This is a genomic window from Klebsiella sp. GW_Kp181, assembly GCF_040062315.1.
GTDB classification, from domain to species: Bacteria; Pseudomonadota; Gammaproteobacteria; order Enterobacterales; family Enterobacteriaceae; genus Klebsiella; species Klebsiella oxytoca.
On record NZ_JBEAFR010000049.1, the window covers coordinates 1 to 13195 of the forward strand.

Sequence of the window (13195 nt, forward strand, 5' to 3'; positions counted from 1 at the left end):
CCGTTCGATGCCACACTGCATACGAAAAATGCTTGCATGGCATAACAGTATCTACAAATTCTTGAACCGTAGCCCGCGCTAACGGCCGCCGCGAATCAGGCCGCCGAGTCCTCGTCGTTCCATAAATGCCGCGACCTGATGGCGCACTTCGGCGGTCATCTGCGCTTCCAGGCTTCGCTGTGAAAGCTCCTGAGCTTCATTGATATCGATGCGCCGCAGCAGGTACTTCACTCTCGCCACCGAACGGCCGTTCATCGACAGATGACGATAACCCATGCCAATCAGGATCGTCACGCACATCGGATCGCCCGCCATTTCTCCGCACAGGCGCAGATCGATACCAAAACGCTCGGCGTCGCGGGCGATCATCGCCAGCGCCCGCAGAACCCCAGGATGCAGGCTGTCATACATACTGGCGACCCGGGTATTATTGCGATCCACCGCCAGAATGTACTGGGTCAGATCGTTGGTGCCGACGGAAATAAAATCGACGCGGTTCGCCAGCTGCGGCAGCATAAAGACCATCGACGGCACTTCCAGCATCACGCCAAGACGCGGGCGGGGAATGGCGTAGCCGATCATCTCTTCCACTTCGCGGCTGGCGCGATCGATCAGGCGACGAGCCTCATCCACTTCATCGAGGCTGGTAACCATCGGCAGCAGGATGCTGAGGTTTCCGGTCGCCGCGTTGGCACGCAGCATCGCGCGGACCTGAACCAGAAAGATCTCCGGCTGATCGAGCGTGATCCGAATCCCACGCCAGCCAAGACACGGGTTCTCTTCGCTGATCGGCATGTACGGCAGCTGTTTGTCCGCGCCGATGTCCAGCGTGCGCAGCGTCACCGATTTATCGTTGAACATCTGCAGCATGCCCTGATATTGGGCAACCTGCTCCTCTTCAGAGGGGAAGCCGCTTTGCAGCATAAAGGGGATTTCGGTACGGTAAAGTCCAATCCCGTCGACGAAGTTGCCGAGCTTTTCTTCATGCTCGGGGCTCAGGCCCGCGTTGAGCATCACTTTTACCCGCTCGCCGCTTTTCAGTTCCGAAGCGCGTTCAAGATCGTCCTCTGCCAGGCGGCTAAGCTCGTTTTCTTCGCTGATCAGGCGCTGATACTCTTGCAGCAGCACCGGCTCCGGGTCGACCAGCAGCTCGCCGCGATAGCCATCGACAATCAGCGTATGGCCGTGCAGCAACGAAGGCTGGATATCCGCCCCCATCACCGTCGGAATGCCCAACGCGCGGACCATAATCGCGGCATGGGAGTTCGCCGCGCCATCGCGCACCACCACGCCGGCTAAACGATCCTGAGGAACCTCCGCTAAGGTGGTGGCCGACAGTTCATCCGCCACCAGCACGATGCGCTCCGGCCAGGTATTTGGCCCCTGAATACTGTCGTCGAGATGGAAAAGCAGCCGCTGGCCCAGCGTGCGCAGATCGCCCGCGCGCTCTTTCAGATAGCCATCGCTGAGCGCGGCAAACTGTTCGGCGAATTTCTCGATGATCTTCTTCACCGCCCATTCGGCCACCGCGCCTTTATCCACTTCGGCAAACAGCTCGCGGCGCAGGCGCGCGTCAGAGAGCAGGTGTGAATAGAGGTCAAAAATGGCCGCCGTCTCTTTCTGCGCACCGGCAGAGTAGCGTTTGCTGTAGCGGCGAAACTCATTCGCCGCCTCTTCCAGCGCGCCGGTCAGCCGCTCGCGCTCGGAAGCGGTATCGAGGGTTGAGGCTTCATAAACCTGCTCCATCAGCGGCAGGCTGACGTCCATCCAGCCTTCGGCAATTGCTACGCCGGACGATGCGGGCAGCGCGCGGATGCGGGTCTGACGATACTGACCAAATAGCGCGTTTAGCTGGGACTGGGAGAGAATGCCGGCGATTTGCGTGGCCAGCGTGACAAGAAAAGACTCTTCGCTTTCGTCAAACTGGCGCAGCTCGCGCTGCTGTACCACCAGCACGCCGAGCAGCTGACGCCGCTGGATAATCGGCACCCCGAGGAAAGCGCGAAAGCGGCCCTCTTTTACGGCAGGAATATATTTAAAGCTGGGGTGCTTTTGCGCGTCGGCGAGGTTGATGGGTTCCGCCAGGCGACCGACCAGGCCGACCAGTCCTTCATCAAAAGCAAGCGCAACGATGCGCCCGCGGGGCTTTTTCAACCCGCGCGTCGCCATTAGGTAATAACAGCGTCGGTCATGATCAGCCAGATAAACCGAACAAACTTCCGTCTCCATCGCAGCGCAGATATCGGTTACCAGGATATCCAGCGCCTCGTTTAAACGTGGCGCACTCGCGACCTTCTCGACTATTTCTCGCAACCGAGTGAGCATAATGTGCGTGGCTTAACCTCTTTTACGTCGATATGCAGGCGCGCTTTGCGGCTTAGGCGTGTTTTCCGCCAGCGCCATTGTGACGCTGGCAAACTCTTTCATCACCCTGCGGTATACGTCGCGCTTAAACGACACCACCTGACGCACCGGGTACCAGTAGCTTACCCATCGCCAGCCATCAAACTCAGGTGTACTGCTGGTTTGCATATTGACATCTGCATCACTGCCTATCAATTGCAGGAGAAACCACTTCTGTTTCTGGCCGATACATACCGGCTTTGTGTCCCAACGCACCAAACGTTTAGGCAATTTGTAACGCAACCAGTTACGGGTTGAAGCGAGGATCCGCACATCTTTGCGGCTAAGCCCGACTTCTTCGAACAATTCCCGATACATCGCCTGCTCTGCTGATTCTCCTGGATTTATGCCCCCTTGCGGGAACTGCCACGAGTGCTGACCATAGCGCCTGGCCCACATAACCTGGCCCTGGCGATTACAGATTACAATACCGACATTTGGGCGGTAGCCATCGTCATCAATCACCGGACTACCTCAAAATAAGCTTCAATGTGAATGATTGTTTCACACTCGCTGGAAACGGTAAACCACTCTGTGAGGGCGATGAGATCGAATAACATTTGAATAACTCACAGTAATACCCGGAGTTATAAACAGCGAAAGCCGTACCCGGACGATTTTATTCACTTTTTCTGTGGATAGAGTTGTGAAGAAGTACGGAATTAACCAGGGAAAACCCGGAATCATCCGAACGGCGTAGTCATAACCCTCGATAATAATGACCTAATTTTCATTAAGTTAGCATGGTAAAATTTCATAATCCACTGCATAACGTGACGATCATCACATAAGCGATCCTGGAACTGATGAAAGATCGAGCAATGTTGGTTTTATCCACAGATTACGCAAGCGCTCTGGGCATATTTTGTCTAAAAACTCGATTTTCCTCTCACGTCAAGGCTGTAAATGGAAACAGTAGTGGGGCTTTTCCCCAGTTATCCCATTTTTCTGTGGATAACATGGTGTAAGATCCTGTTCATTGTCGGTGACCAGTTCTGGAAAACCCGGTTTTACAAATTTCATCGCGGCAAAAAATCGCAAAAAAAGCTATATGAATCATCAAATTGTCATACTTACCCAAGAAAAGGTAAACTCTATCCACAACGGATGAAATTACCGCTCATTTTTTAGCCAGAGGTTTTACGTTATGTCGACCATCGCGCCGCTGTTATCCCCCCCGCAAAGCCAGGCGCAACTGCTGGCCCAGGCGCAGCAGCTGGCAGGCTATTCGCTGGGAGAGCTGGCGATGCTTGCCGGAATTCCCATTCCGCGCGATTTAAAACGTGATAAAGGCTGGATCGGTATTCTGCTGGAAATATGGCTGGGGGCGAGCGCAGGCAGCAAGCCAGAGCAGGATTTCGCCGCCCTCGGCGTTGAGCTGAAAACGATTCCCATCGATGCTTTTGGCCGGCCGCTAGAAACCACCTTCGTCTGCGTCGCGCCGCTAACCGGCAACAGCGGCGTTACCTGGGAGAGCAGCCACGTTCGTCACAAGCTTAAGCGCGTGCTGTGGGTACCGGTAGAGGGCGATCGCGCGATCCCTTTAGCCGACCGCCACGTTGGGGCTCCGCTGCTGTGGAGCCCCAGCGAAGAAGAAGAGCGACAGCTACGTATGGATTGGGAAGAGCTGATGGACCTGATCGTCCTTGGCCAGGTCGAACGTATCACCGCTCGCCACGGCGAAGTTCTGCAGCTGCGCCCGAAAGCGGCCAACAGCAAAGCGCTGACCGAGGCCGTAGGCGCCCGCGGCGAACCGATCCTCACCTTACCGCGCGGTTTCTATCTGAAGAAAAATTTTACCGCCGCCCTGCTCGCCCGCCATTTTCTTCTTTACCCTAAATAAATCGGCTTGCTTCACGGCGGTCATTAAACGCCTGCCGAAGCGTAGAAACCTTACGCGACCAGGTTCAGCGCAATCGGCTAACAATAAGGGAAACCAAAGCTGAACGGCCTGGATGATGATTAATTTTTTGTTCTGCCATGACGGTTGCATATAATTGCTTCTTTCTATTTTGCAGGACTTTGAACGATGTTATTTGCATGGGTAACCGATCCTAACGCCTGGCTGGCGCTTGGTACGCTGACGCTGCTGGAGATAGTGCTCGGGATCGATAATATTATTTTCCTCTCTCTGGTGGTCGCTAAGCTGCCCACGGCGCAACGGGCACATGCCCGCCGCATTGGGCTGATGGGCGCGATGATCATGCGTCTGGCGCTGCTGGCGTCAATCGCTTGGGTCGTCAAGCTCACTAACCCTCTCTTTACCGTATTAGGTCAGGAGATCTCTTTTCGCGATCTGATCCTGCTGCTCGGCGGGCTGTTTCTGATCTGGAAAGCGAGTAAAGAGATCCACGAATCCATCGAAGGCGAAGAAGAAGGGCTGAAAACCAACGTCCATTCATTTATGGGCGCTATCGTGCAGATTATGCTGCTGGATATTATTTTCAGCCTCGATTCGGTCATTACCGCCGTTGGGCTGTCGGATCATCTGTTTATAATGATGGCGGCAGTAGTTATCGCGGTGCTGGTGATGATGGTTGCCGCCCGCTCGATAGGCGATTTTGTCGATCGCCACCCTTCGGTAAAAATGCTCGCGCTGTCGTTTTTGATCCTTGTCGGCTTTACGCTGATGCTCGAAAGTTTCGACGTGCACGTGCCGAAAGGTTACATCTATTTCGCTATGTTCTTCTCGATTGCGGTTGAGAGCCTCAACCTGCTGCGAAATAAAAAAAATCCGCTGTAGAGCGCTAAAATGCAGCCCTGAAACGGGCTGCAATCTTTTTTTAAGACTTAACTGCTTTTTATGTCTCACAAATCAGGCTATTAATATACTGGTACGAGGTGCGGCTATAATAGGGGTGATAACGATGAAAAAATGGGCAGTATTGATTTCCGCCGTAGGACTGGCGTTCTCGGTTTCAGGTTGCAGCAGCGATTACGTCATGGCAACCAAAGATGGTCGCATGATTCTGACTGACGGCAAACCCGCTATAGACGACGATACCGGCCTTATCAGCTACGAAGATCAGCAGGGTAATAAAATGCAGATCAATCGTGATGACGTTTCGCAGATTATTAAACGTTAAGACTCGCCGCTACGCAGCGATGGCTCCTTTATCGCTCGCCTGAGCAGGTTTCAATATTCTTCAGCATTAAAATAAAAGTCGGGATACACCTGATCTGTCCGTGAGGATTCGTCAGGCCTGATTCCGCCAGCCCGGCTTTTTTGTTTTTTTTACTTCCCCTTTTTCTTCCCCTCTGCCATTTTTATATTCCTTTGTCGGGGAACGCCTGACCTTGTTGATAAAAAAAGGAAGCCGGCTATGCAGTATCACCGTATCCCACACAGTTCTCTTGAAATCAGCACGCTGGGGCTGGGCACAATGACGTTTGGTGAGCAGAATAGCGAGGCAGACGCCCATGAGCAGCTCGATTACGCCGTGAGCCAGGGCATAAACCTGATCGATGTCGCTGAAATGTATCCCGTCCCGCCGCGCCCGGAAACCCAGGGTCTGACGGAAACCTACGTCGGTAACTGGCTGGCGAAGCGCGGTAACCGCGAGAAGCTGGTTATCGCCTCTAAAGTCAGCGGCCCTGCCCGCAATAACGACAGCAGCATCCGTCCTGACCACAAGCTGGATCGTAAAAATATCCGCGAGGCGCTTCACGACAGCCTGAAGCGCCTGCAGACCGATTATCTTGATCTCTATCAGGTACACTGGCCGCAGCGCCCAACCAACTGTTTCGGCAAACTGGGCTACACCTGGGCCGATTCCGCGCCGGTCGTCACTCTCCTGGATACGCTGGATGCTCTGGCTGAATTCCAGCGTGCCGGCAAAATTCGCTATATCGGCGTTTCCAACGAAACAGCATTTGGCGTCATGCGTTACCTTCATCTTGCGGATAAACACGACCTGCCGCGCATTGTGACGATCCAGAACCCGTACAGCCTGGTGAACCGCAGCTATGAAGTGGGCCTGGCGGAAGTTAGCCAGTATGAAGGCGTTGAACTGCTGGCCTATTCCTGCCTCGCGTTCGGTACGCTGACCGGGAAGTACCTCAATGGCGCAAAACCGGCCGGCGCGCGCAATACGCTGTTCAGCCGTTTTACGCGCTATAGCGGCGAGCAAACGCAAAAAGCGGTGGCGGCCTATGTCGATATCGCGAAGCGGCATAACCTTGACCCGGCACAAATGGCGCTGGCCTTCGTGCGTCGTCAGCCGTTTGTCGCCAGTACCCTGCTGGGCGCGACGACCATGGAACAGCTGAAAACCAACGTCGAAAGCCTCCATCTGGAGCTGAGCGCAGAGGTGTTAGCGGAGATTGAAGCGGTGCATCAGGTCTATACCTACCCGGCGCCGTAAGAGCGTAAAGTCCCGGTCGCGGCGTGAACGCCTTGTCTGGGCGACAAAATGGCGCAACCATACAGGCCTCTTTCCCGGAGGCGATGCTAAGCATCTTTTCGGGCTACAAGTTCTAAAAGCTCCCGGATTGCGGCTGACGCCTTATCCGGGCTACAACATCGCCGCAGGCACGGAACGGCAGCCTGGCTAAGCGCTGCGCATGCGGGGATGTTATTTGCGCCGTCCCCAGATCCACAGAGCGGTAATTGCCAGCGCGAACACTACGCCAAAACCCATCCCCACGCCGACCACCGGAATGCCGATGCTCACCGCCAGCGAATAGAGCCCCAGCATCAGCAGCATCGCCACGTTTTCGCCCAGGTTCTGCACCGCGATAGCGTTGCCCGCGCCGACCGTATGCTTGCCGCGCTCCTGGAGCAGCGCATTGAGCGGCACGATAAAGAAGCCGCCAAACGCGCCGAGCAGCAGCAGCAGAGCAAACGCCGGCAGCAGCGCCTGCTGAATGGCGAAAAAGATGACCGCCACGCCAATTAATATCCCGGCAGGCATACAGCGCGACACCGTTTCCAGCGTCACCAGCTTCGCCGCCGCGCCAGCTCCCAGCACGATCCCCACCGCCACCATCGCGTTAAGGTAGGTCGGCATCGCGTTGCTGGTAATGCCCAGCGCTACCGGGACCCACAGCACCAGCAGAAAGCGCAGCGTCACGCCCGCTCCCCAGAACAAGCTGGTGCCGACTAATGAAAAGCGGGTTTCGCCGTTGCGCCATAGGGTCGTACAGGCGCTGAAAAAGCTGTGGGTCATCGGCCTGAAGCGCCAGGATTGCCCCGGACGCGCCGCGGGCAACTTCGGGATCCACAGGTTGGCAACGACCGCCCCGGCGTACACCACCGCGCAGACGCTGAGCGCCGCCACAACGTGCCAGTCGGCGAGAATACCGCCCGCCATCGAGCCGAGCAGGATCGCCGCAATGGTGGATGACTCCATCAGGCCATTCGCTTTCACTAACTTATCGCCGGTGGTCAGCTCGCCAAGGATGCCGTATTTAGCCGGAGAATAGGCGGCGGCGCCGATACCGACCAGGGTATAGCCGAGAAACGGATTCACGCCGAAGCAGATGCAGCCCGCGCCGATAAGCTTCAGGCCGTTGGCTACCATCATCACTCGTCCCTTAGCGAAGCTATCAGCAAATTGCCCGACAAACGGCGCAAAAAGAATGTAAGCGCCCACAAACAACATCTGTAATACCGGCTGGCTCCACTCCGGGTAGAACAGCTGCTTCATCAGCGCCAGGGTAGCGAACAGCAGCGCGTTGTCGCCGAATGCTGAGAGAAACTGGGCGCAGATAACCGCTATCATTCCTTTCGAGTACAGCGAATTGTTAGTGTGTACTGACTCACTCATCCGAATCTTCCGTCCGATCAACCATACTTTTAAGAGTGACAAAGTCCGGCTTGCCGCTGCCCAATACCGGGAGCTGCTTCAGCCAGCGAATGTCGCGCGGTACCGCCAGCTCCGGTACGCCGTGTTCGCGGGCATAGCGCAGCAGTTTTTCACGATTCAGTTCATTATCGGTGGTAAACAGCACCAGCGCCTCGCCTTTGCTGGCGTCCTGTTTAATCGCCGTGGCGTGCATTTTGTCCGGCGAAACCGCCAGCGCCACCTGCTCGACCATCTCCAGCGACACCATCTCGCCGGCGATTTTGGCAAAGCGCTTCGCGCGGCCCTGTATCCGCACGTAGCCCTGCTCGTCAAAGCTGACGATATCTCCGGTGTCGTACCAGCCGTTTTCCACTTCTCCGTGCTGATTCTCCGCCGCGGGCGCTTCCAGTACGCCCGGATTTTCCACTCGCAGATAGCCGTTCATGATGTTCGGCCCTTTAAGCTGCAGCCGGCCTCCCTCTTCAATTCCGGGCATCGCCAACAAACGCGCATCCATTCCAGGCAGAATTCGGCCAACGGTGCCCACTTTTGCCGCCATCGGCACGTTAATCGACACCACCGGCGCGCATTCGGTGACGCCGTAGCCTTCAAGAATGCGCAGACCAAACTTGTCCTGCCAGATCTGCTTCGTGCTCTCCTGCAGCTTCTCTGCGCCGGCGACAACGTAACGCAGGCGATAGAAATCATAGGGATTTGCAAAGCGAGCGTAGTTGCCGAGGAAGGTGGAGGTGCCGAACAGCACGGTACAGTTACGGTCATATACCAGTTCCGGCACCACGCGGTAGTGTAACGGACTGGGATAGAGGAAGACTTCCGCGCCGGTAAACAGCGGGGTCAGCAGGCCGACCGTCAGGCCAAAGGAGTGGAACAGCGGCAACGCCGACATAAAGCGGTCGTTAGCGGTAAAGTCGGCAATTGTTTTAATCTGTTCGACGTTGGCCAGCAGGCTCTTGTGGCTATGTACCACTCCTTTCGGATTGCCTTCCGAGCCGGAGGTAAACAGGATCATCGCCGCATCTTCCGGCTCCTGCTTCACTTGCGCCAGCTTCGGCATCAGCAGATGGCCAAAAATCCACAGCTTATCGGCGGCGGTAACGTCGCCTTTTAAATCTTCGAGAAACACCCAGCGTACCTGAGTCAACTGCTCCGGCAGGTGCCAGAGCTTGCCTTTATCGAGAAAGGTGCGTGAGGTAAAGATGGTTTTGATTTCCGCCGCGGTAATGGCGCTGCTCAGGCCTTTCACTCCGGCGGTATAGTTCATCATCGCCGGGATCCGTCCACGGGCGATCGCGCCGAAAATCACCGCCGCGCTAATTCCTGCATTCGGCAGCATCAGGCCGATTTTTTCGCCCTGAGCGCTGTATTTTTCCAGAATACGCGCCACGAACAGGGTTTTGGTCAGCAGCTTGCGGTAGGTGTCCGGCTGAAAGTTGATATCTTCCACGCAGTTTTTACGCGCGCCGAAGCGGTCCTGGGCCGCCAGCAGCGACTCGTACAGCGTTTCGCGCGGGCGCACCGCCATCCGCGCCTCCATCATGATCTGATGCAGCATCTCACCGGCAATTTTTCGCCGGTCGCGGGCGCGCGGCGCCTCGGGCATCGGCAAACGGGTCGGCGGCAGCAGGTGCAGCTGAATGCGCGGGAACAGGCGGCGTCTGACCAGCCCCTTCAGACGGCTAAAATGGGTTAATTCGGCGCCTTCGATTCTCAGCGGCACTATGGTTGCCTGCGACTTCGCCGCTACAAAGGCCGCGCCGTCGTAAATCTTCATCAGCGAACCGCTCACCGAAATGCGCCCTTCCGGAAAAATCACCACCGGGCGCCCCTGCTCAATGAGGCGTACCAGATGCTTTATCGACATCGGTTTGGTGGGATCCAGCGGGACAAAATCAATCAGCGGCTTTAGCGCGCGCATAAACCAGCGCTCGCTAATCGAGGAATAGACCGCAAAGACCGGGCGCACCGGCAGGAAAAGCGCCAGCAGAACGCCGTCAATAAAAGAGACATGGTTTGGGGTGATCAGTACCTTTTGCTGGTACAGCGCCTGCGTGTCACCGGTAAGCCTTACCCGATACAATCCTTTGAATAGCAGTCTAAAAAATCCCAAAAGCATAACAACTCCGTTTGACCGGTTAATCAGTCAAAGCAGGTTACACGAGAAGCGGCGGGAAATGCAGTGTGGGGAGCGGAATTCAGGACAAAAAAAACCTGCGCATCCGCGCAGGTCGGTGCAAGATAATCAGTACGAAGAGCGTACGTAAAAAACTCACCAATCAATACCTCTGGGATCCTGATTGTCTCGTTTTTTCCTCCGCCGGTGCCAGCCATAAAACGCAAGGGAATAAGCCTAAGTGCAACCAGTTATTGCTATTTTCGCTAACTGTAACAACGGCAGCGGCAGGCAAAAAAAAACCTGCGCATCTGCGCAGGCTGGTGTAATTAGAGTGGTCAACCTGAAGTCGACTCCACCTATCAATACCTCTGGGATAGCCAGAGTATCAATGCACTGAATGGGTTAACCAGCGAACATTCGCAACAGCTAATCGCAAAGTGTAAGCAAAGGTGTGAATTATCGTTTCCCGGTATCATTCTCCGTTCCCCTGTGGGTAACTATTTCACCGGCAACGCTAATCTGCGTCACAATTGCATTAACCTGAAACGACCAGGCCTTGAATCTGCCGCGCTTTCCCGTACCATAACCGGTATGTAAACGCTTACCCTGCAAAAGGTCTGGTATGGCGACCATTAAAGATGTAGCCCGACTCGCAGGCGTTTCTGTCGCTACCGTCTCCCGCGTGATTAACAATTCACCGAAAGCCAGTGAAGCCTCGCGCCAGTCAGTAGGCGCGGCGATGGAAACGCTAAATTATCACCCCAACGCCAACGCCCGCGCGCTGGCGCAGCAGTCAACGGAAACCGTCGGCCTGGTGGTGGGTGATGTCTCCGACCCCTTCTTCGGCGCGATGGTCAAAGCCGTCGAGCAGGTTGCCTACAATACCGGCAATTTTTTGCTGATCGGCAACGGCTATCACAGCCTTCACAAAGAGCGTCAGGCGATTGAACAGCTGATCCGCCACCGCTGCGCTGCGCTGGTGGTTCATGCCAAAATTATCCCCGACGACGAGCTGGCCTCGCTGATGAAGCAAATCCCCGGCATGGTGCTGATTAACCGTATCCTGCCCGGCTTCGAGCAGCGCTGCGTGGCGCTGGATGACCGCTACGGCGCGTGGCTCGCTACCCGCCACCTGATTCAGCAGGGGCACACTCGTATCGGCTATCTCTGCTCAAACCACGCCATTTCCGATGCCGAAGATCGGCTGCAGGGCTACTATTCGGCGTTAAAAGAGAGCAACCTGCCGTGCAACGATCGGCTGGTGACCTTTGCCGAACCCGATGAGAGCGGCGGCGAACTGGCTATGACCGAGCTGCTGGGCCGCGGCAGAAATTTTACCGCCGTCGCCTGCTATAACGACTCAATGGCCGCCGGCGCGATGGGCGTCCTGAACGATAACGGGATTGATGTGCCGCGCGAGATTTCGCTGATTGGTTTTGATGACGTGCTGATTTCACGCTACGTGCGGCCGCGGCTGACTACCGTGCGCTATCCGATTATCACCATGGCGACTCAGGCCGCTGAGCTGGCATTAGCGCTGGCGGAACATCGGCCTCCGCCGGAGATAACGCATCTTTTCAGCCCTACGCTGGTCCGCCGTCACTCGGTGATTGCGCCTCTCGATAGCGACAAATCGTAGCGGTATAAACTGACGGCGGCGGCCGGATAATCCAGGCCTTCGCCGATGTACAGCCAGCCGAAACGTTCATAAAAATCGCGGCAGGCGGAGTAGAGAAACAGCTCGCCATAGCCCTGCTTTCGGGCATAGTCGATAACGTGCTGCTGTAGTTTCCCGGCCAGCCCCTGCCCGCGCGCTTCAGGAGCCACGTAGAGCGCCGCCATCCATGGATAAAGGTCCTGACGGCTGATTAAATCGCAGCGCCACAGGCCGACGGTGCCTAACAGCGTCTCCCCCTCAGCGGCAATAAAGGTCATCGGCAGCGCCCCCGGCGTCTGGCTATGCCCGACAATACTGGCGAAGAACGCCTGCGGCAGCGTTTCACCGCCAAAAGCCCGCCATAGCCATTCCGTCACGCGTGAAGCGTGCTGCGGCGCGGCGTAGAGGGGTTGGATCATCACACCAGCTTTCCCTGAAAAATAGGCACCGATTCAAAGAGGTAGCCATCAAAGTCCGGCGCGTCTTCATCGGACAGCTCCAGCAGACTGTTTTTAACGTTTTCGAGATGCTGCCACATAGCCTGCCAGGCCCCCATCACATCGCGACGACGCAGGGCGGCGAGAAGCGTTTGCCGATCGCCGAGCCACTTCAGGCGATACGCCCGGCTGGCAATGTGCACGTTGAACTGCTGCCACAGCGGGCTGCTGTCCATCTGCAGCCAGATGCGCTCGACCGTCGCCAGCAGCATCTGATTTTGCGTCGCGCCGGCCAGCACCAGGTGAAACAGCCGGGCGTTGTCCTGGCTGGTATCGTTAGCGGCAATGGCCCGCTGCTCCTGCTCGATAATGCGCTTCAGGTTATCGATATCGGCGCGGGTGGCCATTTTGGCGGCAAAGGCGGCGATGTTGCTCTCCAGCAGCTGGCGAGCCTGCAGGATTTCGAAGGGCCCGACGTCGCTGCTCAGCATCTGTTCTTCCTCACTATCGTCCTCGTGCGGGATGCGCATCACATACACCCCTGAGCCCTGGCGGATATCAACCGTCCCCTGCAGCTCCAGCATCAACAGCGCTTCACGGACGATGGTGCGGCTCACGCCGTAGGTCTCGGCGATATTGCGTTCCGGCGGCAGGCGCGACCCGATGGGATAGCGCCCCTGCGCAATCTGTGCGCGTAAATCATCACCTATTTCCTGGTAGGGTTTCTTTTCCGGCGGAATGATAGCCTTCTCCACAATATCACCTGTGCGTTATGAGC

General features: G+C 56.3%; 11 protein-coding genes and 1 pseudogene. 6 read left to right on the forward strand and 6 right to left on the reverse strand.

Features of this window, described 5'->3' with window-relative positions; translation table 11 throughout:
- Positions 1-78 precede the first annotated feature (78 nt).
- Positions 79-2325, reverse strand: coding sequence for a phosphoenolpyruvate--protein phosphotransferase (ptsP, locus tag ABLV11_RS10065; protein ID WP_004105247.1), 2247 nt, complete (start codon positions 2323-2325; stop codon positions 79-81).
- A gap of 12 nt (positions 2326-2337) precedes the next feature.
- Positions 2338-2868: an RNA pyrophosphohydrolase gene (gene rppH / locus ABLV11_RS10070; protein ID WP_004105248.1), complete on the reverse strand. Its 531-nt coding sequence runs from the start codon at positions 2866-2868 to the stop codon at positions 2338-2340.
- 453 nt (positions 2869-3321) lie between these two features.
- On the opposite strand from rppH, the pseudogene ABLV11_RS10075 reads away from it, so the two are divergent.
- From ABLV11_RS10075 to ABLV11_RS10095, 5 genes and pseudogenes are all read left to right on the forward strand, one after another.
- A pseudogene (locus ABLV11_RS10075) lies at positions 3322-3429 on the forward strand (hypothetical protein); the annotation flags it as partial.
- Between the two features lie 121 nt (positions 3430-3550).
- Positions 3551-4246: a DNA mismatch repair endonuclease MutH gene (mutH, locus tag ABLV11_RS10080; protein ID WP_348855300.1), complete on the forward strand. Its 696-nt coding sequence runs from the start codon at positions 3551-3553 to the stop codon at positions 4244-4246.
- 186 nt (positions 4247-4432) lie between these two features.
- Positions 4433-5146, forward strand: a complete 714-nt coding sequence (locus ABLV11_RS10085) for a TerC family protein (RefSeq protein WP_004105253.1) — start codon at positions 4433-4435, stop codon at positions 5144-5146.
- Between the two features lie 124 nt (positions 5147-5270).
- Positions 5271-5489, forward strand: coding sequence for a YgdI/YgdR family lipoprotein (locus ABLV11_RS10090; RefSeq protein WP_004105255.1), 219 nt, complete (start codon positions 5271-5273; stop codon positions 5487-5489).
- A gap of 237 nt (positions 5490-5726) precedes the next feature.
- Positions 5727-6767, forward strand: a complete 1041-nt coding sequence (locus ABLV11_RS10095) for an NADP(H)-dependent aldo-keto reductase (RefSeq protein ID WP_004105257.1) — start codon at positions 5727-5729, stop codon at positions 6765-6767.
- Positions 6768-6977: 210 nt separating this feature from the next.
- Here ABLV11_RS10095 and lplT read toward each other — a convergent pair whose 3' ends face one another.
- Together lplT and aas are read right to left on the reverse strand one after the other, a co-directional pair.
- The gene (gene lplT / locus ABLV11_RS10100) at positions 6978-8171 is read right to left on the reverse strand and encodes a lysophospholipid transporter LplT (protein ID WP_016809906.1); all 1194 of its coding nucleotides are present in this window, start codon (positions 8169-8171) and stop codon (positions 6978-6980) included.
- Positions 8164-10323 carry a bifunctional acyl-ACP--phospholipid O-acyltransferase/long-chain-fatty-acid--ACP ligase gene (gene aas / locus ABLV11_RS10105; RefSeq protein WP_134883858.1) on the reverse strand — a complete coding sequence of 720 codons (2160 nt, stop codon included), beginning with the start codon at positions 10321-10323 and terminating at the stop codon, positions 8164-8166. Before aas ends, lplT begins: the two co-directional genes overlap by 8 nt.
- Before the next feature lie 622 nt (positions 10324-10945).
- Here aas and galR point away from each other — a divergent pair.
- Positions 10946-11962, forward strand: coding sequence for an HTH-type transcriptional regulator GalR (galR, locus tag ABLV11_RS10110; protein WP_004105264.1), 1017 nt, complete (start codon positions 10946-10948; stop codon positions 11960-11962).
- Here galR and ABLV11_RS10115 read toward each other — a convergent pair.
- Positions 11923-12402, reverse strand: coding sequence for a GNAT family N-acetyltransferase (locus tag ABLV11_RS10115; protein ID WP_105889116.1), 480 nt, complete (start codon positions 12400-12402; stop codon positions 11923-11925). The two genes, galR and ABLV11_RS10115, sit on opposite strands and share 40 nt — an antisense overlap.
- Positions 12399-13172 carry a GntR family transcriptional regulator gene (locus ABLV11_RS10120; RefSeq protein WP_004105268.1) on the reverse strand — a complete coding sequence of 258 codons (774 nt, stop codon included), beginning with the start codon at positions 13170-13172 and terminating at the stop codon, positions 12399-12401. The genes ABLV11_RS10115 and ABLV11_RS10120 overlap by 4 nt, the downstream gene beginning before the upstream one ends.
- Positions 13173-13195 lie beyond the last annotated feature (23 nt).